The sequence below is a fragment of the Azospirillum sp. B2RO_4 genome (assembly GCF_051124815.1).
Classification (GTDB): Bacteria; Pseudomonadota; Alphaproteobacteria; order Azospirillales; family Azospirillaceae; genus Azospirillum.
This window is the reverse complement of sequence record NZ_CP118486.1, coordinates 263,757-282,313: the sequence shown is the minus strand read 5'-3', so window position 1 is coordinate 282,313 and position 18,557 is coordinate 263,757. Positions and strand designations below refer to the sequence as shown.

General features: G+C 68.4%; 18 protein-coding genes. 5 read left to right on the top strand and 13 right to left on the bottom strand.

Annotation, left to right across the window (positions count from 1 at the left end; translation table 11 throughout):
• Positions 1 to 172 precede the first annotated feature (172 nt).
• Positions 173 to 1,297: a malate/lactate/ureidoglycolate dehydrogenase gene (locus PWS46_RS15310; protein WP_434621797.1), complete on the top strand. Its 1,125-nt coding sequence runs from the start codon at positions 173 to 175 to the stop codon at positions 1,295 to 1,297.
• A gap of 6 nt (positions 1,298 to 1,303) precedes the next feature.
• On the opposite strand, the gene PWS46_RS15305 is transcribed toward PWS46_RS15310, so the two are convergent.
• From PWS46_RS15305 to PWS46_RS15295, 3 genes are all read right to left on the bottom strand, one after another.
• Positions 1,304 to 1,735 (bottom strand): DUF1810 domain-containing protein, encoded by a 432-nt coding sequence (locus PWS46_RS15305; RefSeq protein ID WP_434621794.1) that lies wholly within the window; start codon positions 1,733 to 1,735, stop codon positions 1,304 to 1,306.
• 84 nt (positions 1,736 to 1,819) lie between these two features.
• The gene (locus tag PWS46_RS15300) at positions 1,820 to 2,980 is read right to left on the bottom strand and encodes a hypothetical protein (RefSeq protein WP_434621791.1); all 1,161 of its coding nucleotides are present in this window, start codon (positions 2,978 to 2,980) and stop codon (positions 1,820 to 1,822) included.
• A gap of 20 nt (positions 2,981 to 3,000) precedes the next feature.
• Entirely contained in the window at positions 3,001 to 4,266 is a 1,266-nt protein-coding gene (locus PWS46_RS15295) for a polysaccharide pyruvyl transferase family protein (RefSeq protein WP_434621788.1), read from the bottom strand.
• Positions 4,267 to 5,080: 814 nt separating this feature from the next.
• On the opposite strand from PWS46_RS15295, the gene rpoH reads away from it, so the two are divergent.
• On the top strand, positions 5,081 to 5,944 hold the full coding sequence (rpoH, locus tag PWS46_RS15290; protein WP_434621785.1) for an RNA polymerase sigma factor RpoH: 864 nt from the start codon (positions 5,081 to 5,083) through the stop codon (positions 5,942 to 5,944).
• Positions 5,945 to 6,005: 61 nt separating this feature from the next.
• Here the strand turns inward: rpoH and PWS46_RS15285 are convergent, their stop codons facing one another.
• Together PWS46_RS15285 and PWS46_RS15280 are read right to left on the bottom strand one after the other, a co-directional pair.
• Positions 6,006 to 6,470, bottom strand: a complete 465-nt coding sequence (locus PWS46_RS15285) for a hypothetical protein (RefSeq protein ID WP_434621782.1) — start codon at positions 6,468 to 6,470, stop codon at positions 6,006 to 6,008.
• 143 nt (positions 6,471 to 6,613) lie between these two features.
• Positions 6,614 to 7,393, bottom strand: a complete 780-nt coding sequence (locus PWS46_RS15280; RefSeq protein WP_434621779.1) for a class I SAM-dependent methyltransferase — start codon at positions 7,391 to 7,393, stop codon at positions 6,614 to 6,616.
• A 459-nt stretch (positions 7,394 to 7,852) separates the two neighbouring features.
• Here PWS46_RS15280 and PWS46_RS15275 point away from each other — a divergent pair, with 459 nt between their 5' ends.
• Genes PWS46_RS15275 through PWS46_RS15265 form a run of 3 tightly spaced genes read left to right on the top strand, consistent with a single transcriptional unit; the run spans position 7,853 to position 10,679 of the window.
• Positions 7,853 to 9,166: an NAD(P)/FAD-dependent oxidoreductase gene (locus PWS46_RS15275; protein ID WP_434621776.1), complete on the top strand. Its 1,314-nt coding sequence runs from the start codon at positions 7,853 to 7,855 to the stop codon at positions 9,164 to 9,166.
• Complete coding sequence (locus PWS46_RS15270) at positions 9,115 to 9,897, top strand: lysophospholipid acyltransferase family protein (protein ID WP_434621773.1); 783 nt, start codon at positions 9,115 to 9,117, stop codon at positions 9,895 to 9,897. The genes PWS46_RS15275 and PWS46_RS15270 overlap by 52 nt, the downstream gene beginning before the upstream one ends.
• On the top strand, positions 9,894 to 10,679 hold the full coding sequence (locus tag PWS46_RS15265; RefSeq protein ID WP_434621770.1) for a glycosyltransferase family 2 protein: 786 nt from the start codon (positions 9,894 to 9,896) through the stop codon (positions 10,677 to 10,679). The genes PWS46_RS15270 and PWS46_RS15265 overlap by 4 nt, the downstream gene beginning before the upstream one ends.
• Here PWS46_RS15265 and fabG read toward each other — a convergent pair.
• The 8 genes from fabG to PWS46_RS15225 all read right to left on the bottom strand — a co-directional run bounded on the left by fabG (position 10,660) and on the right by PWS46_RS15225 (position 18,538).
• Positions 10,660 to 11,385 (bottom strand): 3-oxoacyl-ACP reductase FabG, encoded by a 726-nt coding sequence (gene fabG, locus PWS46_RS15260; protein WP_434621767.1) that lies wholly within the window; start codon positions 11,383 to 11,385, stop codon positions 10,660 to 10,662. The two genes, PWS46_RS15265 and fabG, sit on opposite strands and share 20 nt — an antisense overlap.
• A gap of 178 nt (positions 11,386 to 11,563) precedes the next feature.
• On the bottom strand, positions 11,564 to 12,013 hold the full coding sequence (locus tag PWS46_RS15255; RefSeq protein WP_434621764.1) for a hypothetical protein: 450 nt from the start codon (positions 12,011 to 12,013) through the stop codon (positions 11,564 to 11,566).
• On the bottom strand, positions 12,007 to 12,816 hold the full coding sequence (locus PWS46_RS15250) for a beta-ketoacyl synthase chain length factor (protein WP_434621761.1): 810 nt from the start codon (positions 12,814 to 12,816) through the stop codon (positions 12,007 to 12,009). The genes PWS46_RS15255 and PWS46_RS15250 overlap by 7 nt, the downstream gene beginning before the upstream one ends.
• Complete coding sequence (locus tag PWS46_RS15245) at positions 12,816 to 13,985, bottom strand: beta-ketoacyl-[acyl-carrier-protein] synthase family protein (protein WP_434621758.1); 1,170 nt, start codon at positions 13,983 to 13,985, stop codon at positions 12,816 to 12,818. The genes PWS46_RS15250 and PWS46_RS15245 overlap by 1 nt, the downstream gene beginning before the upstream one ends.
• A gap of 34 nt (positions 13,986 to 14,019) precedes the next feature.
• Positions 14,020 to 14,829, bottom strand: a complete 810-nt coding sequence (locus tag PWS46_RS15240; protein ID WP_434621755.1) for a class I SAM-dependent methyltransferase — start codon at positions 14,827 to 14,829, stop codon at positions 14,020 to 14,022.
• Positions 14,822 to 15,628 (bottom strand): polysaccharide deacetylase family protein, encoded by an 807-nt coding sequence (locus tag PWS46_RS15235; RefSeq protein ID WP_434621752.1) that lies wholly within the window; start codon positions 15,626 to 15,628, stop codon positions 14,822 to 14,824. The genes PWS46_RS15240 and PWS46_RS15235 overlap by 8 nt, the downstream gene beginning before the upstream one ends.
• Positions 15,621 to 17,984, bottom strand: coding sequence for an MMPL family transporter (locus PWS46_RS15230; RefSeq protein ID WP_434621749.1), 2,364 nt, complete (start codon positions 17,982 to 17,984; stop codon positions 15,621 to 15,623). Before PWS46_RS15230 ends, PWS46_RS15235 begins: the two co-directional genes overlap by 8 nt.
• Positions 17,981 to 18,538: a LolA-related protein gene (locus tag PWS46_RS15225; RefSeq protein ID WP_434621746.1), complete on the bottom strand. Its 558-nt coding sequence runs from the start codon at positions 18,536 to 18,538 to the stop codon at positions 17,981 to 17,983. Before PWS46_RS15225 ends, PWS46_RS15230 begins: the two co-directional genes overlap by 4 nt.
• Positions 18,539 to 18,557 lie beyond the last annotated feature (19 nt).

Below are 18,557 nucleotides of genomic sequence, written 5' to 3'. Positions count from 1 at the left end.
TAACTCGCAGTAGCGATGTGACGAAGCGTCGCAAAGCTTGCCGGCCGGCGGGCGGCTGATGGGGCGCTTGTCCATTTTGCACCCTTGCCCTGCCGGTGCCGCGGCGACCAAATAGGGACCGGAAATCAGGCCGTTGCCCAGCCGGGGCGGCGGCCGGTCGGGAAGGTACAGGATGACAGAGACACAAAAGGATCCCTTCGCCGCCGCGGCGTCCTTCAATGCCGGCGTCTACGGCACCGCGCTGCGGCCGGTGCGGGCGGACCGCTTGGCGGAAGCGGTGCGGCGCCTGCTGCGGGCGGCCGGAAGCGAGGAGCAGGAGGCGGCGGTCGTCGCCGACCATCTGGTGGAAGCGAACCTGCGTGGGCATGACAGCCACGGCGTCGGTATGCTGGCGATGTATATGCCGGCGATCGCCGCCGGGCTCTTGCGGCCCAACCAGCATGCGACGGTGATCGGCCACTCAGGCCCCTTCCTGGCGGTCGGCGGCGGCAGCGGCTATGGTCAGGTGATCGCGCGCGAGGCGATGGACCTCGCCATCGAACAGGCGCGGCGGGACGGGTTGGCCGTGCTGTCCCTGCGCGACAGCCACCATATCGGTCGCGTCGGCTCCTATGGCGAGCAGTGCAGCGACGCCGGGCTGGTCGCGCTGGCCTTCGTCAACGTCGTCACCCGTCCGGCGGTGGCGCCGCATGACGGCACCCGGCCGCGGCTGGGCACCAACCCGATCTGCATCGCGATTCCCGGTACGGAGGCGACCCCGCCTCTGGTGCTGGATTTCGCCACCAGCGCCGTCGCCGTCGGCAAGTGCCGCGTCGCCATGGGCAAGGGGCAGGAGATGGCCCCCGGCCTGCTGCTCGATCCGCAGGGCGACCCCACGCGGGACCCCGGCGTGATGTTCCAGGACCCGTCGGGCGCCCTGCTGCCGCTGGGCGGGCACAAGGGGTTCGGGCTGGCGCTGATGTGCGACGTGCTGGCCGGGGCGCTGGCCTCGGCGATGCCGGGCACGCCGTCGCACCAGAACTCCGGCCGGGTGATGAACAACATGTTCGCCATCGTCTTCGACCCGGCGCGTGGCGGCAACGCCCAATGGGCGGCCGATCTCGACGATCTGGTCGCCTATGTCCGCGACACGCCGACGGCACCGGGGGCGGACGCCATCCTGATACCGGGCGAGCCGGAAAGCCGCACCCGCCGCCAGCGTCTGGCCGACGGCATCCCGTTGGACGGCGCCACGCTGGCGATGCTGGAAAGCCTGGGGCAGGAGCGTGGGCTGGAACTGGGCGACCTGCTGGCCTGAAGCCGGTCAGCCCAGCAAGCCCAGCGTCGCCTCGTCCGGCTGGCCGCCGCAATAGCGGTCCAGCGCCCTGCGGTAGAGGTCGCCGTCCTTCGCCGTAGCCCGGACGAACAAAGTCATCGAGGATCGGAACTTCAGGTCGTCGGGCGAGCCGAAGATCTCATGAAGCGTCCGCCCCTGCACCGCCAGCACCGCCTCCGTCGCCTGCGCCAGCCGGGCACCGAGGATCGGGTGCGCCAGATAGGCCAGCGCCTCGTCGATGGAGGCGATGCCGTAGAACTGCGCGGTCGGGGAGCGGCCGAGGTCGCGCAGCTGTGGGAAGATGAACCACATCCAATGGCTGCGCTTGTGGCCGGCCCGCAGTTCCTCGAGCACGGTCGCGAAGACCGGATCCTGAGCCTTGACGAAGCGCTGGAGGTCGAAAGGATCGCCGTCCGGCATGGCACCGCTCCTTATCCGTGGTCCGGATCGACAGATCGGATGGGCTGTCCGGATTGGCAACGGCTTTGTGCGATGTCGCCCCTCTCAGTCTTCGCCGATCTCCACCGGCATGCGGACGAGGTCGCGGTTCCAGGTGATCCTGCATTTGTCCAGGTTCAGCCGCGTCATGTAGACGTAGGCGGTCTTGCCGACATCGTCGAAATTGCGGCTCTGGCTGGCGGGGTCGAGCAGGGCGGGATAGTCGAAGGCCGCCTTGTCGCCGCAGGCGTAGCGGAACAGCAGCGGGGCCGCCCACAGCAGTTGCGGCTTCGACCAGCTCACCAGATCCGGCGAGGTGGTGGTCCAGATACCGGTGCGGCCGTCGCGGGTCATCGCCAGCGTGGCGATGAACAGGCCGCTGGCGCGGTGGCGGACGATGCTGCGCACGGTGCCCTGCAGGACATCGGGGGCGACCGGGGCACAGAGATGGGACTCCGGAGCGTCCTTGGCTCGGCCATCGCCAATTTGATCGTCGCGGACGAAGCTGACGGAGAAGGATTTACCGTCCCAGCCGCGCCAGGAGTGCGGATCGGCGAGGTTGTCGGTCCGCATCAGGCAGGCGCCGCGCTTCTGCGCGCCGAACCGCTCGGCCCACAGGAAGGCGTACCAGTGGTCGCCGTTGCGGACGATGTTGCTGGGCGCGAAATAGCCGGTGCGCTGGCCGACATCGCCGCCATAGGGGTAGGGCAGCGTCGCAACGGTGTGGTTGGGCGGTGCGGCGCTCAGGCGGAAGCTCGCTCCCCCGTCGGTGGAGACCGCCGCGGTGATGCTGTTGCGCCAGCAGCGCATGTACTGGCCGGAGGGGCAGAGCGCGGGGCGTTTCTGGGCGTGGAACTCGTTGCTGACCAGGGCGAAGACGGTGGTGCCGTCCGGGGTGTAGAAGGACGAGATCCAACTGCGGTCGTCGTGCAGGCGCGGGTCGTCCTGGCCGTGGCCCTGGAAGATCACCGCGCAGTTCGGCCGCACCGCATCCAGCGACGGGCCGGTCAGCGCCCGCGCGGTGGAATGGGACGCGATCAGGTGCACCGTGCCGCTTGCGTCGCGGAAGGCGCGCGCCGGGGTGTCCGGCGCATCGCTTTCGGCGCAGGCATCGCGCTGCCAGGAGGTGACCGTTTCCGGCTCCCCCGTCCTTTTGATCGTCAGCGCGTGGGCGGGGGCGGCGGCCATGCTCAGCGACAGCAGGAACGCCGCGGTCCGGCGGAGCATGGCGGCCCCCATTTGTCCGGTCACTTGCCGTTCGCGATGGACTTCAGGAAGGGCGCCGGCTGCAGCCGGTTGGCGATCAGGAAGTCCAGATAGCGGGCGGCCGACTCCGCGCGGTGGCGGTCGTAGGCGTCGGGATCGAAGTTGATCAGCGACTTCAGCCGGCTGCGGGTCAGCGGCATCGTCAGGTCGGCGGCGTCGGCATAGGGGACGCCGGTGTTCTCGCACAGCTCGCGCGTGCGGGAATCGATGGTGACCGTCAGGCCCATCCGCTCCGCCTGGATCGCCAGCGCGACGCCGTGATAACGGCAGCCTATGGTCAGATCCTGCTGGCGCAGAGTGTCCATCCAGGCCGGCACGTCATAGTAGGAGCGCATGTAGTTCCGGCACCAGACCTTGAACTCCTCGAAGGAGTAGTGCGGCACGGTGTGGCGGTGGATTTCCTTCAGCGCATGTGGGTCGATGCTGTCGAACAGCCCGCGCGAGGCGCGGATCATCTCGCCCATCGATTGGACGATGTACTGGCCGGGAGCGATGGGATCCATCATCAGGGCGATCAGCTGGTGCTCGATCTCCCGCGTCTTGACCCAGGCCTGATGGCCGCCGGCCACCGTGATCGAGCGCGGCAGGTCGAGCGCCGACCAGTTGGCGTGGATCTTCCGGCCCAGGCCCGGCGCCTGGTTGAGGAAATGCGACGGGCAGCCGCCGGGCAGCGACCCGGTGATGCCCAGCTTGTCCAACTGCGCCGTGGTATAGGCGCCGCGGGTGTAGATGTTGGGCGACGTCGCCGAAGACGGGTTCGACGCCGCGATCACCTGCGCCCAGCGCAGCGTGCCGGGGCTGAGTTCGACGTCGTGGTCGTAGCTGTTCGCCTGGGCGCCGAGGCCGATGGCGACGATCGGCAATCCGGACTTTTCCAGATTCTCCGCCATCTGGCCATAATCGGTGTGGCGGCCGAGCTGGTTGGCGCAGGGAATGACGATGATGTCGGCGTTGTTCCGCAGCGTCTCGGCCGAGGAGCCCCAGCTGAAATGCTTCACCGGGTTGGCGATGTGGCTGCAGATCGAATGCACGAAGGCAAGGTTGCCGTTGTTGTGCCCGATGCCGTTGTAGAGGTCGTCGAAGGCGGCGTTCGAATAGAGGCCGAGATTCGGCGTCTTCCACAGCACCGCGACGCGCAGAGGCTGGGACGATGCACGGCCGCCAGTGTGGCCAGCGCTCTGACTGGCAGTCTGGCCGGAAGAGTGCGGCCGGTCGACAGGAGTGTCGATGACGATGTCTTCAAGCATGTCGGCTCAAGCCTCGGGTCGGTGGATGCTGGAAACAACCGGACGGTAAGCGCAGAAGAGGTATGACTGCAAGTGACATCCGAAAAATACCACGGGGTATTTGTCAATTGCCAGTGTTTAGACTTTCTAAGCAATTTCTGATGTCGATTTGATTTATGTGGCCGTGCCGCTGTTCGGTCAATTGTCTTGTGAAGTTGCATTGAAATTCGAAAGATGTTCGGCCATGGCGTGGGAGGGGTTGAAACCGGCGGAGGGCCGCCCCATCTCCCACAGCGTTCCCGGACACGGACGCGGGAACCGGTCTCAATCAGGGTGCCAGGAAAATTCGCCTGGGCGCCCCTTTAATGCGTTGTCAAAATTCCTATATAGTGTTCGTTGCGTCGCTGATGGCGCCGACCCCGACAGATTGGCCTTGGCCCATATGACTGTTTTCAATTCCTCGGTTCGGCCGCGCTGATCGCCCGGCTCCGCCGTTCCTCTCCGGCCCTGCGGCTTGCTGGCTGCGGCGCCACCTTCCCCGGCGCGGCGCCGCCCGCGGGGCTGGAGAGGGCCCCTCTTTGCCCGTTTCCGCACCGAAGCCCGGTGCACGCCGTCCGGCAGCGTCGAATGCCGGCAACGCAACGAACCAAAAACCCGATCTTCAACAGGACCGACCCGATCAACGCCGGGGCCTTTGCCCGCGGCGCCGCTCCCGTCGGCTGGGAGAAAAAGAGACACCATGCAGCGCAACGCTGAAACCCGCACAGCTCAATCCGATACCGCCCCGACCCGCAACACGGAAACCCGTATCCCAGAACCGCGCACTGCTGAACCGATGCAGCTCTATCTTCAGGACGCCCGCAAGTATCAGTATCTGACGCCGGAACAGGAACTCGATCTCGCCGTCCGCTGGCATGACCATCAGGATCCGGCCGCGCTCGACAAGCTGGTCGGCAGCCATTTGCGTCTCGTCGTCAAGATGGCCCGCGGCTATCTCGGCTATGGCCTGCCGCTGGCCGATCTGGTGGCGGAGGGCAATGTCGGCGTGATGCAGGCAGCGCAGAAGTTCGATCCCGCCAAGGGGTTCCGCTTCGCCACCTATGCGTCGTGGTGGGTGCGTGCGGCGATCCAGGAATATGTCCTGCACAACTGGTCGCTGGTGAAGATCGGCACCACCGCAGGGCAGAAGAAGCTGTTCTTCAGCCTGCGCCGCCTGAAGGCGCGGATGCAGGAGCTGGAGAGCGGCGACCTGTCGCCGGAAGCGGTGGAGAGCATCGCCACCGAACTGAACGTGTCGAAGACCGAGGTGGTGGAGATGAACCGCCGCCTGGGCAACGACCGCTCGCTGAACGTCGGCCTGTCGGAAGAGGGCGATGCCGAGTGGCAGGACCTGCTGGCCGACGAGCGGCCGGATCAGGAGACGACGCTGGCCGACTCCGAGGAACGCCGCCGGCGCCAGCAGTTCCTGAAGCTGGGGCTGGGGGTGCTGGACGACCGCGAGCGCCGGATCCTGGTGGCCCGCCGCCTGCGTGACGAGCCGCTGACGCTGGAAGAGCTGAGCCAGACCTTCCATGTTTCGCGCGAGCGCGTGCGCCAGCTGGAGGTGCGTGCCTTCGAGAAGCTGCAGAAGGCGGTGATCGCCAACGCGAAGACGGAGCAGATGGCGATCGAGAAGAAGCGCCTGCTGACCAATGCCTGATCGGGCGGGTTGCGGCGGTGATCCGAAAAGGCGCGGCTTTTCAAAAGCCGCGCCTTTTTCGTCAGGTGTCCAGACAGCCTCCCTTCGGTGCGACGGTGATTCGGATCAGTTCCGAACCGCCGCCGCCGAAGACGTTGCCGCCGGTATAGGTCAGGCAGCCTTCGTTGCGGTAGATGACTTGAAGACGCTGGGCGTCGTTGCCGAAATAGAAGGGGATCCAGCGCTTGCCCGTCTCGTGCCGGATCATGTTGTCGGGCGCGCCGATCAGGGTGGAGACCTCCTCCATCGTCATGCCGATCTGCAGTTTGGCGAAGCGGCTGCCGGGGGCGGGGGTGCCGATCACCTCGCCCTCATATCGGCCGTCGCGCGATTTCACCATCTTGGCGCCCGGTGTCGACGGCGCGGCGGAGGCGGTCGTCGCCGTTCCGTTGCCGGCCCCGTTGCTGCTGGCCGTACCCTGCTGCCCGGCGCAGCCGATCAGCAGCGCCACGACGGACAATGCCGCCCAAGTCGTCTTCCCCACCATGTTTTTTCCTGTCGGTTCTGTTCCGGCCGTGGCCTTGTAGAGGCAACTATGAGGGCGATAACCGGTCACCAGCATTGGCAAAGGCGGATGAGGAACACCTGAGAGGGGTAGTAACAACAGGCACACCGCCGGCTGATCCGCCGTTACGTCGTGGTCTCGACCTGCCGCTTGCCGCTGTAGTTCTTGAACAGGTCGTAGTCGGTGTCGCATCGCACCTGCGCCAGCCCGGCCGCCGCCATCGCGGCGGTGATGACCTCCGGTTCCACGCAGCGGTCGATGGTCTCCCAGTAATAGCGCATCAGCGTCCGCCCGCTCTCGCCGCCGCCGCTGAGGCGTGAGACCGCCGGCACCACCATGCCGAGATAGGCGTTCATCAGGTGCCGGGTGACCGGGCGGCGCGGCCGGCCGATCTCCATCACCAGCACGGTGCCGCCGGGCCGCAGCACGCGTCGGAACTCGCGGAAGGTGGCGGTCAGGTCGCCGACATGGCGCAGCGCGTAGCCGATGGTGACGAGATCGACGCTTGAATCGGCCAGCGGCAGCGCGTCGGCCACGCCCTGGATCAGTGGGATGGGCAGGCTGCGCCGTGCCTCCGCCAGCATTGCTTCGCTGAGGTCCAGGCCGATGACGTCGTCGGGATTGCCGCAGAGCGTCACCGCCTCCCGCGCGACCAGACCCGTGCCGATGGCCACGTCCAGCACCCGCATGCCCGGACGCAGGCCTGCCCGGCGCAGGCATTGCGCGCGGTACCAGGAGCCGGAGCCCAGCGCGAAGATCGCGTTGATGCGGTCGTAATGGTGGGCGGTGCGGTTGAACAGGCCGCGGACGAAATGCTGCCGTTGCGCCTTGTCGCCATAATAGGCGTCCAGCACCGGGTGCGGTTCGACGGCGATGCCGACGCGGGGGGCGGGTTCAGTCGGCACGGCGGTATCTCCTTCGCGGCCCGGGCTGAAAGGGCATGCGTCGTTGGCAACACACGCACCATCGTCCCCGGTTGAGGCGGTCGTTTCGCGCCGTCGGCATCTTGTGGGCGGTGGGCCCGGTAGGCAAGCGGCATCGCATGTCGCCAAATGGGTAACCAATCAAGACAGTTGCGCAAACTCAAGTGCATCGGCGGAAATTCTGCAGCACTGTGCGGCGGTGTTTCAAATCAATCCGAAACTTTTCTGCGGAGTATATTCGAACAGGAAACAGTGATGTTATCGGTGGGTGGATATATCCTTTGGCTAGGCCCCGGATAAAGGGCAATGTCGGGCTTTTGTCCCTGGATTGCGCGCCAGAGGTTGCGATAAAATCTTCGCAAGAATTGCCGGTCGCATTGCCAGGAACGGGTACCACGTCGAACATCCCACAGCGGGACAAGCGGGAGAGCGGCAAAACCCATGGTGTCGAACGGTTCCGATTACGATTGCGATGTCCTGGTGGTGGGGGGCGGCCCGGCCGGCTCGACCGCTGCAGCGCTGCTGGCCGGCAAGGGCCATCGGGTGGTTCTGCTGGAAAAGGACCATCACCCGCGTTTCCACATCGGCGAATCCCTGCTTCCCTGCAACCTGCCCCTGCTGGAGCGGTTGGGCGTGCTGAAGGAGGTGGAGCGGGTCGGCATGTTGAAATATGGGGCGGAGTTCGTGTCGCCCTACCACGGCAAGGCGGTCACCTTCGATTTCGCCAACGCCTGGGACAAGACCAAGCCCTATGCCTTTCAGGTCCGGCGGTCGGAATTCGACCACATCCTGATCCGCAACGCCGCCGCCAAGGGAGCCTCCGTCGTCGAGGGCTGCAAGGTGACGGACGTCGACATCCGGGGCGCCGAGGGAACCATCGTCACCGCGCGGCAGGAGGACGGCACGATCCGCACCCTGCGCACGCGCTTCCTGGTCGATGCGTCCGGCCGCGATACACTGCTGGCGTCGCGCTTCGGCATCAAGCGGCGCAACCTCAAGCACAACAGCGCGGCGATGTTCGGCCATTTCACCGGCGCCAAGCGGCTGCCGGGCAAGGCCGAAGGCAACATCACCGTCTTCTGGTTCGACCATGGCTGGTTCTGGTTCATCCCGCTGGCGGACGGCACCACCAGCGTCGGCGCGGTCTGCTGGCCCTATTACTTCAAGACGCGCAAGACCGACCAGACCCGCTTCTTCCTCGACACCGTGGCGCTCTGCCCGGCGCTGGCGGAGCGGCTGGAGGGGGCGGAACTGACCGGCCCGGTGACGGGGACCGGCAACTTCTCCTACCAGGCCGACCGCATGTCGGGGCCGGGCTACGTCATGCTGGGCGATGCCTTCGCCTTCATCGACCCGGTGTTCTCCACCGGCGTCTATCTGGCGATGACCAGCGCTTTCGAAGGGGCCGAGGCGGTCGATGCCTGCCTGCGCGAGCCGGCACGGCAGGAACAGGTGCTGAAGCGTTTCGAGCGGACGGTCCGCCAGGGCATCGGCACCTTCTCCTGGTACATCTACCGGGTGACGACGCCGGCGCTGCGCAACCTGTTCATGGGACCACGCAACGTCTTCCGGGTGGAGGAGGCGCTGCTGTCGCTTCTGGCCGGCGACGTCTTTCGCCCATCGCCGATCAAGACGCGGCTGAAGATATTCAAGGCGATCTACTACATGAACGCCCTGCTGGACTTCAAAAGGAACTACATGGCATGGCGGAAACGGCGGCGGAACGTGCGCACCCCCGTGGGCGACGCGGCCTAGGCTTTCTCGGCACGGTCCGGCGGGCCTGGGAGTATCCCCTGTTCTACGGCCTGCTGTTCCTGTTCGGCCTGATGTCGCTCGCCTGGAGCCTGACGGCAGCGCTGATCGGCCCGCTTTTGCCGCGTCGGGTCGCCGGGCCGCTCGGACGGCAGGCGATCAGGACGGGATTCCGCCTGTATCTGGGCACGCTGCGCGCCTGCGGGGTGCTGAAGACCGACCTGTCGGCCCTGGACGAATTGAAGGGCGATGGTGGCCTGCTGATCTGCCCGAACCATCCGTCGATCCTGGACGCCGTGCTGTTGATCTCGCGCCTGCCGGACGTGGTGTGCATCGCCAAGGCCCCGGTCTACGACAACCTTCTTTTCGGCGGCGGTGCGCGGATGGCCGGCTATATCCGCAACGACGCGCCGAACTCACTGGTCAAGGCGGCGGCTCAGCGGGTGCGCGCCGGCCACCAACTGCTGATCTTCCCCGAAGGCACAAGGACGGAGCGGGCGCCGGTCAACCCGCTGAAGGGCGGCTTCGCGCTGATCGCCAAGACGGCGGGGGCACCGGTGCAGACCGTCTTCATCGACGCCAACAGCAATTTCCTCGGCAAGGGCTGGCCGCTGTTCCGCAAGCCGGAGTTCCCGCTGGTCTACACCGTCCGCCTCGGCCGCCGCTTCGATCCGCCGTCGGACGTGCGTGGGCTGGTCGAGGATCTGGAACGCCACTACAGGACAGAGCTGTGACACCCGACCCTTCGACCAGCCATCTGGTCCTGATCCCCAGCTACAACACCGGGCCGAAACTGTTCGAGACGGTGCGGGATGCCCGCGCGCATTGGGCGCCGGTCTGGGTCGTGATCGACGGCAGCACCGACGGAACGGCGGCGGATCTGCGGGCGATGGCCGAGGCGGATCCGCATCTGCGCGTGCTGGAACTGCCGGCCAACCGCGGCAAGGGCGCCGCCGTCCTGCATGGGCTGGCGGAGGCGGAGCGCTGCGGCTTCACTCATGCGCTGACCATGGACGCCGACGGCCAGCATCCGGCCGACCGCATCCCGCAGTTCCAGGGGGTGTCGCTGGCCAACCCCGATGCGCTGGTGCTGGGAAAGCCGGTGTTCGATGCCGGCGCGCCGCGGCTGCGGGTGGGGGGACGCAGGATCTCCAACTGGTGGGCCAATCTGGAAACGCTGTGGGGCGGGATCGGCGATTCGCTGTTCGGCTTCCGCGTCTATCCGATCAAGCCCTTGGCAGCCGTGATGCGGCGCAATCCGTGGATGCGTCGCTTCGACTTCGATCCGGAGGCGGCGGTGCGGCTGTGCTGGGCGGGCCTGCCGACCATCAACGTGCCGGCCCCCGTCCGCTATTTCAAGGTGGAGGAGGGCGGGGTTTCCCACTTCAACTATGTCCGCGACAACGCCCTGCTGACCTGGATGCACACCCGGCTGATGCTGGGCTTCATCGGCCGGCTGCCGATGCTGGCGGTCCGGCGGGTACGCTCCCGTCCGCTCAGATCATCCCCCCGTTGATCGAGACGATCTGGCCGGAAATGTAGGCGGCGCGGTCGGAGGCCAGGAAGGCGACGAGGTCGGCCACCTCCTCCGGCCGGCCGGCACGCTTCATCGGCACCATCCGTCTGACCGTCTCGGCGTCGAAGGCGGCGTCGGCCATCGGCGAGGCGATGATGCCGGGCGCCACCGCGTTGACGGTGATGCCGCGCGGGGCCAGTTCCAGCGCCAGGGATTTGGTGGCGCCATGCAACCCAGACTTGGCGGCGGCGTAGTTGGTCTGGCCACGGTTGCCGGCAATGGCCGCCACCGATGACAGGTTGACGATCCGGCCCCATCGCGTGCCGATCATCGGCATCAGCAGCGGCTGCGTCACGTTGAAGAAGCCGTTCAGCGAGACATCGATGACGCGGCCCCACTGCTCCCGTTGCATCGCCGGCATCACCGCGTCGTCGTGGATACCGGCATTGTTGACCAGGATCTGGATTGGGCCGGACTCCAGCACCCGCTCCAGGGTGGCGGCGGTGGCCTCCGCATCGGTAACGTCGAAGACGATTGCCTCCGCCGATCCGCCGGATGCCACGATCTCCGCCGCCAACGCTTCGGCGCGGGCGGGGGAGCCGTTGGCATGAACCAGCACATGGCGGCCTCCGGCGGCCAGTGCCCTGCAGATGGCGGCACCCAGCGCGCCGCTGCCGCCGGTGACGAGTGCGCGTTTCATGCCCATGGAGAACGCTCATAGTCATCCAGTGCGGATGAATCCCCTCTCCCCCCCGGGGAGAGGGTTAGGGTGAGGGGGACGCGGGGGGAGGATTCTCGGAAGGGCACGCAGTGCCTCCCCCTCACCCCGACCCTCTCCCCGGGGGGGAGAGGGAGATTTCGCCGTATTGCGCTCAACATCCCCCTCATGCCTTCCCCACCCTAATAATCTCGGGGTCGATCACCACCGCCGCCCGGCCGCTCAGCAGTTCTCGGCCGCTGACGGAGACGGCAAAGGCGTAGATCACGCGGCTGCCCTCGCCGGTCAGGTTTTCGGCGTCGATGACCAGTTCCTCCGCGATGTCGTCGAGCCTGGCGACGTGGCAGGCGAGGTCGCGCAGGCTGGCGAGATAGCCGGCAGCGGGGCGCTCGCCGCCGGCCGTCAGCCCGCCATGCACCGCCATCGCCTGGGAGGCGTATTCGACTCCGCACAGCGCGGCGAGCCGCCCGGCATGGCGCAGCGGATTGTCCATGTCGAGGTGGCTGCGGGCGATGCAGCGGATGCGGCTGCGGTCCCAGGACAGAACGCCGTCCAGCAGGCACATGGTGCCGGCATGGGGGATCAGCGCCGCCAGCTGTTCGTGCGTCATCAGCATGGCGCGCCGACCCGCACCACCACCCGCCCGCCCGGCGGCAGGTCGAGCACCACCGTTTCCGGCGTGCCGCCCGCGCCGACCCGTGCCAGCGCCGCCAGCAGCGGCAGGGCGCGGGCGGTCGGGTTGCCGGAGCGCAGGGCCTCCAGCCCGAGATCGGCCATGCGGCTGACCGGTTCCCCTCCGCGCGACAGGGCGATGTCCAGCCGGGCGAGGCAGCGGTCGGTCGGTTGCGGGACCAGCAGCAGGGCGGTGCCGAAGATGCCCGCGATGGGGCGGACCTTGTTCAGCGGCTCCGGATAAGGCAGGTCGTAGGCGATCAGCCCGACGGTCCAGCCATCGGCCGAGACCTCCGCCGCCGCCTCCAGCAGGCCGGTCTGGAAGCTTTCGTCATGGGCCGACAGGCTGGTGGAGGGCTCGCGGCAGCGGGTGGCGATGCTCCAATAGCCGGCCGGCGCGTTGTGGACGGAGTTGTGGAAGCGCGTCGGCGAGATGTCGCGCTCTTCCGTTGCCAGGGTCTCCAGGATCTGGTGCAGCGTGTCGGGATCGCCGCTGGAGGAGGTGAAGACGGTGGCGACGGTGGCCGGGTCGCGGCCGGCCTGCTCCAACGCCTCCGCACCCACCGCCATGGCGAGTTTGACGGTGGGCACGCTGCGCCGCCGTTCGGCTGCGGGCAGGAGCGGACTGGCGGTCAGCATGGCCGGCGCCGCGACATAGAAATTTTCGCCGGCCAGGATGGCGCGCGACTCCGCCCAGCCCGGAAGACCGGGGCCGAGCAGGCCGATGCCCTCGACATAGGCGCGCATCAGGCGGCCCACCCGAAGATCAGGCTGCTGTTGCTGCCGCCGAAGCCGAAGGAGTTGGTCATCACCCGGTCGAGCCGTCCGTTCTCGTTGGCCTGCAGGTAACGGCTGCGCAGGGCGGGGTCGAGGGTACGGGTCTGCGGGCTTCCGGGGATCAGGCCGGTGCGCAGCGCCAGCACGCTGATGATCGCCTCGACGATGCCGGCGGCCCCCAGCGTGTGGCCGGTGTAGCCCTTGGTCGAGCTGACCGGGGTGCGGGTGCCGAGCAGGCCGGTGATCGCCTGATCCTCCGCCGCGTCGCCATAGGTGGTCGCGGTGCCGTGCAGGTTGACGTAGTCGATGTCGCCGGGGCGCAGGCCGGCACTGGCCAGCGCCCGCTCCATCGCCAGTCGGGCGCCCAGCCCTTCCGGATGCGGGGTCGACATGTGGTGCGCGTCGTTGCTTTCGCCGGTTCCCAGCAGATTGATGGTGCCGGGTGCGGGCTTCGGGGCCGCGCGTTCCAGCAGGGCGAAGCCGGCGCCCTCGCCGAGCGAGACGCCGCTGCGCTCCGCATCGAAGGGCCGGCAGGGGGTGGGAGAAACGAGTTCCAGCGAATGGAAGCCGTAGAGCGTCGTCAGGCACAGGCTGTCGGCACCGCCGACCACCGCTGCGTCGCATAGCCCGGTGGCGATCATGCGCGCGGCGTTGGCGAAGACCTTCGACGTCGTGGCGCAGGCGGATGAGACGACGAAGGCCGGCCCCTCGAGATTCAGCCGATGCCGGACGAAGTCGGCGAGCGAGCCGGTGCTGTGGGTGGTAGCGAAGCTGAAGGCGGCGGGCAGTGCCCCGGTCTGCGGATCGCGCGCCCGGAACGCCAGTTCGGCTGACAGGATGCCGGAGGTACTGGTGCCCAGGAAAACCCCGATCCGATGGGCGCCGTAACGCTCGCGGGCCGCGGCGACGGCGTCGGCGAAGCCGTCCTGGTACAGCGCCATCTCGGCCAGCCGGTTGTTGCGGCAATCATAGCTCGCAAGCTCCGGCGGCAGGAGGACGTCCTCCACCCCCGCGACCTCGCCGATGTGCGTGTCGAGCGTGACCGTCTCGAAACTGCAAGGTTTCAGGCCGCCCCGGCCGTTGCGCAGAGCATCCAGGGTTGCATCCTGGCCTGCGCCAAGACCGCTGACGATGCTCATATGGCTTAGGGAAAGTGGATGCACGATGAAGTTCTTATGATCGTTGGGCAGGACGGGCGGTGGTCTGCGGTTTCATTTCCGGTGAAATGCTAGCATTGGGAAATTCACGCCCGGAAGGACAAATTTGGACTGAGGCGTTGCTTCGGCGGCCTATGAACAAGGTGTTGGCAAAGGGTGTGCCCTGGCTCATCGGCAGAGCCTCCGTGTCGAAACCAAAATCGGCCAGCAGGGCCGACCACTCCGCCGCCGCGCGATAAGTCAGGGGCTGGCGCCAGCGGCCACGGGCGGCGCAGGCGACCTGCTCGGTCCAGCGGGTGACCTGAAAGGGCAGGCCGCCGTCGGCGTCGGCTTCCCGCAGCAGCAGCAGTCCGCCCGGCGCCAGTGCGTCGGCGCAGCGGGCGAGCATTGCCGCCTGTTCGCTTCGGCTGAGGTAGAGCAGCACATCGAGAATGACGATGGCGTCGCAGGCCGGCAGGTCGGCGTCACGGATATCGCCCTGGACGACGGCGTCGGCACCCAATGCCGCTTGGGCGATCCGCACCCGTCTGGGCGACAGTTCGACACCCCGTGTGGCGAGGGCGGCGGGAGGTACGGGCCAATCGGCCGGCCAGCCGCCGGCGCCGTGCCGTTCCGCCGCCGTGCGCAGCAGCGCCGTCAGAACCCCTTGGCCGCAGCCGAGGTCAAGCAATCGGCCACGGGAGGGCAGCAGCGGGTGGGTCAGCAGGTGGCGGAAAACGGGGTCGCCGGACAGCTTGCCCTTGGCGAAATGCCAAGCGTAACGGCCGCAACGGCGGTAGGGCCGCGCGGCGGCGACGGCCAGATCGCGGAAAACGGCGTCACTCATCGCCCACCACCTCCAGCGATACGGCGGTAAGCCCACGGGCGGCCAGGGTGTCGAGCAGGCGCGGCAGCACCGTCAGCACCACCGGCCGGCCGTCTTCCCCACGCGCGGCGGACCCGTCATGCAGCATCAGCAGGTCGCCGGCGGCGAGATTGCGGAAGAGGCGCCGCTCCACCCCGGCCGGGTCGCGCCGCACCGCGTCGTAGCCGCGCCGGGTCCAGGTCGCCAGCCGCAGGCCGCAACCGGCGAGCACGGGGTCGAGCAGGGGGTTGCGCAGGCCGGCCGGCGGCTTGAAGAAGCGGGGCGGCTGGCCGGCAAGGTCGGTCAGGATGCGCTGCGCCTCCCCCACTTCGCGGCGGATGGCGCGGATGCCCATGGCGGCGAAGCGGTGGGAATGGTGCCAGCTGTGGTTCTCCACCGTATGGCCGCGGCGGACGATGGAATCGATCAGGGCGGGGTGGTGGGCGGCGCGGTCGGCGATGCAGAAGAAGCTTGCTTTGGCGTTCATGCGGTCGAGCTGGTCGAGGACGGCCGGCGTCACCTCCGGATCCGGGCCGTCGTCGAAGCAGAGGCCGACTTCTCCCCGCCGCGCATTCTCCCCCGGCAGGCGGCGCAGGTTGGGGCCGAGCAAGTTGCTGCGCGGCCAGAGCCCGATGGCGCCGAGCAGGGCATGGTTGCCGGCCATCGCGCCCAGCGCCCAGGGCCATGCCGCGGGCAAAGCCGCCACACCGGCCAGGGCGGCGACATGCAGGGCGGCCGAGGCGTGGAGCAGCGGCGATGGGGTCCAGCGGCGCTCAGCCATGGCCGGGGACCTCCGCTCCGGCGGGCTGCCGGCGGCTCAGCACCGCGGCGAAGGCGAGGCTGAGGAAGGCGCCGATTGCGACCGTCATGCCGATGCCATGCAGCACGGGGATGGCGGAGAATGCCAAGGTGCCGAAGCCGATCACCGTGCAGAGGTTGGCGATGGCGACAGAGGCGACGGTGCGCTCGCGCAAGGCGGCGGACGGCTCCGGCCGCTCGAACAGCAGCGAATAGTTGGAGCCGACACCGACCACCAGCAGCAGGCCCACCAGATGAAAGATCGACAGAGCCTGTCCCAGCGCGGTCAGCAGCGCCATGGTGATCACCACCGCCGCGGCCAGCGGCATCACCGCCGCGATCAGCGAGCGGACGGACCGCAGGGCTGCGGCCAGCAGCAGCGTGATGGCGATGGCGCCGAGGACGGCCAGGGTCAGCGCCTCCTGCCTGTAGGTTCGGTACAGGCCGTCGGATTCCTCCTTCAGGTTCAGCAGGGTTGCGCCCGCTGCCGCCGGATCACCGGCCAGCCGGTCGGCGAGCGCCTTTGGCTCGGTGACACCGCGCAGGGGCAGCATGGCGGTCCAGCCGGTGCCGGTGCGGACCAGAAGGGAGTCGAGTTTCAGCTTCAGGCTGGTGCCGTCCAGGCTGGCCGGCGTCAGCAGCGCCTGGGTGCGCGCCTTTTCCGCGTCGGTCAGGAAGGGGGCGAAGGCGTCCGGGCGAAAGGGCAGACCTTGCAGGGCCTGGGTCAGGGCGGCGCGCAGTTGGTCGGGCGGCGGCAGGGCGGCTTGGCGGGCGCGCTGCGTCTCCAGGCTCGGCAGGACGAGGGCGGGGGAGTCGTAGCCGGTGATCAGATGGTCGCGGGCCAGCGCCTCCAGCGGGGCGGACAGGCGTTCGGCGGCGGCCAGCGCCCCGTCCACCGTCGGTGCGCCGGTGACCAGCAGATGGCCGGCGTCGGGGGCGCCGAGGTCGCGGCGCAATGCCTCATCCAGTTGTTGGTCGGCTTCCGCTATCGGGCTGAGGCTGGAGAGTTCCGCCGACCAGACGGTCGGGCCCTGGTAGGCCAGCCACGCCAGCGACAGCAGCGTCGCGGCGGCCAGCGGCAAGCGTAAGGCCGGGGCGGAGCGGGTCAGGGCGGTCAGCACCGGTGCCAACCGCGCCGGGCGATCGGTCGAGTAGCCCTCTGGCAGCAGCGTCGGCAGCCCCCAGCGGGTGATCGCCAGCGCCACCACCAGTCCGGTGATGGAGAACAGGCCGAGCTGCGCCAGACCGCTGAAGCTGGAGAACAGCATGGTGCCGAAGCCGACGACGGAGGTTGCCACCCCCAACAGCAGCGTCGGCCAGATGCGCAGAAGGGTGCGGCGCGCCGGGCTGCCCGGCTGGGTTTGGGTGAACAGATAGATGGCGTAATCGACGCTCTCGCCCAGCAGGGTGACGCCGAAGCCCAGCGTGATGCCGTGCACCGTGCCGAAGCTCAAGCCCACCGCGGCGACTCCGGCCAGCGCGCCGGTCGCCGCCGGCAGCAGCGACAGGACCAAAGCGCGAAGGGAGCGGTAGACCAGCAGCAGCACTCCCGCCACCAGGACCGTGGCGATGATCGAGGACCGTCGGGCGTCCGCCTCGATCCGGTCGCGGGTCTGGACGGAGAAGACGGCCGGCCCGGTCATCACCAGCCGGGCGGAGCCGGTCGCAGTCTGTGCCTCGTCGAAGGCGTTGCGGATCAGGTCCAGCGTCTTCTGCTGGGCGTCCATGTCGAAGCCGGGGGCGGTGGTCTGCACCAGCAGCAGCGCCCGCGTTCCGTTGGACGATACCCACACGCCGTCGCGGCTGGTCGGACCTGCGGCGTCGCCGAGCATGCGGTCGGTCAGGCGCAGGATCTCGGCGGTGGGGTCAGCCGGCAGGGCCTGCTTCAGGGCCATGCCGGCGGTCGATTGCAGTAGGCGCAGGTCGTTCCGCAGGGCGTCGTGCAGACCCTCGGCGGTGAAGCGGTCGGGGGTGACGGCGGGGCTGAGCAGATAGCGGTTGGACCAGAGATAGGCGCCGTCGGCACCGCGCCCCGTCCGCTCGCCATTCTCGACCGCCGCCACCAGCGGGTTGCCGCGCAGCCGGGCGGCAAGGGCGCGGCTGAGGCCGGTCAGGCGATCCGGTGTGTCGCCTTCGATGGCGACCAGGATCAGGCGGGAGACGACGCCGTCGCGCAACTGATCGACCAGCAATTGCTGGGTGGCGGAGGGGGAGCGCGGCAGGAAGGCGGACAGGTCGGCGGTGACCGGCGTGCGCGCCACCAGCAGGCCGCAGGCGATCAGCCCGGCCAGCCACAGCGCGACGGCCCATCCGCCCCTTCGCACCACGGCCGTCGTCATGCCGGGTCGGGCTGGATGGTCATGATGGAGCGGTCGCCGTCGGCCTGGAGGACCTCGATCCGGCGGATCGTGGCATCGCGTCCGGCGATGACGATGCGCTGCACGGTCTTGCGCGCCTCCTCCGCCCGCGGGGTCAGCCGCATGCGCCAATCCTGCAGCGAACCTTCCAAGTCCACCTCGTAGAAACGCATGATGGTGGGAACGTCGCCGCGCAGGGTGGCGCGGATGCTCTCCACATAGGTCTGGATTTCCGGCATGGCGGAGACCGACAGGATGCGCGACATACCGTCCGCCTGGGTCAGGGTCAGCCGGTCGCCCTCCAGCCGCAGGCCTTCCGGCTGGGGCTGCAGGGTGCGCTTCTCCAGGAAATCGGGGCGGCGGTAGGTCAGCGTGCCGCTGCTCTCCAGCGGCGCGGTCAGCATGCCGACCTCTCGCGTTTCGGTGAAGCGGGCGTTGGAATTGGGGATCCGGGCGAAGCGGGCGAACAAGTCCTCCAGGCCCCAGGGCTCGGCCGCCTGCGACGGGACCGCACCGGTCAGCGCGAGGGCTCCCACGCCCACAAGGAACTGACGG

Excerpts from the sequence above, each read along its gene's own strand:
- PWS46_RS15305 (WP_434621794.1), bottom strand. The coding sequence starts at position 1,735 with ATGCCGGACGGCGATCCTTTCGACCTCCAGCGCTTCGTCAAGGCTCAG.
- PWS46_RS15235 (WP_434621752.1), bottom strand. The coding sequence starts at position 15,628 with ATGGCTGAGCGCCGCTGGACCCCATCGCCGCTGCTCCACGCCTCGGCC.
- PWS46_RS15250 (WP_434621761.1), bottom strand. The coding sequence starts at position 12,816 with ATGCGCGCCTATGTCGAGGGCATCGGCCTGCTCGGCCCCGGTCTTCCG.
- PWS46_RS15270 (WP_434621773.1), top strand. The coding sequence starts at position 9,115 with ATGGCGGAAACGGCGGCGGAACGTGCGCACCCCCGTGGGCGACGCGGC.
- fabG (WP_434621767.1), bottom strand. The coding sequence starts at position 11,385 with ATGGGCATGAAACGCGCACTCGTCACCGGCGGCAGCGGCGCGCTGGGT.
- PWS46_RS15245 (WP_434621758.1), bottom strand. The coding sequence starts at position 13,985 with ATGAGCATCGTCAGCGGTCTTGGCGCAGGCCAGGATGCAACCCTGGAT.
- PWS46_RS15255 (WP_434621764.1), bottom strand. The coding sequence starts at position 12,013 with ATGCTGATGACGCACGAACAGCTGGCGGCGCTGATCCCCCATGCCGGC.
- rpoH (WP_434621785.1), top strand. The coding sequence starts at position 5,081 with ATGCAGCTCTATCTTCAGGACGCCCGCAAGTATCAGTATCTGACGCCG.
- PWS46_RS15285 (WP_434621782.1), bottom strand. The coding sequence starts at position 6,470 with ATGGTGGGGAAGACGACTTGGGCGGCATTGTCCGTCGTGGCGCTGCTG.
- PWS46_RS15310 (WP_434621797.1), top strand. The coding sequence starts at position 173 with ATGACAGAGACACAAAAGGATCCCTTCGCCGCCGCGGCGTCCTTCAAT.
- PWS46_RS15240 (WP_434621755.1), bottom strand. The coding sequence starts at position 14,829 with ATGAGTGACGCCGTTTTCCGCGATCTGGCCGTCGCCGCCGCGCGGCCC.
- PWS46_RS15300 (WP_434621791.1), bottom strand. The coding sequence starts at position 2,980 with ATGCTCCGCCGGACCGCGGCGTTCCTGCTGTCGCTGAGCATGGCCGCC.
- PWS46_RS15275 (WP_434621776.1), top strand. The coding sequence starts at position 7,853 with ATGGTGTCGAACGGTTCCGATTACGATTGCGATGTCCTGGTGGTGGGG.
- PWS46_RS15295 (WP_434621788.1), bottom strand. The coding sequence starts at position 4,266 with ATGCTTGAAGACATCGTCATCGACACTCCTGTCGACCGGCCGCACTCT.
- PWS46_RS15230 (WP_434621749.1), bottom strand. The coding sequence starts at position 17,984 with ATGACGACGGCCGTGGTGCGAAGGGGCGGATGGGCCGTCGCGCTGTGG.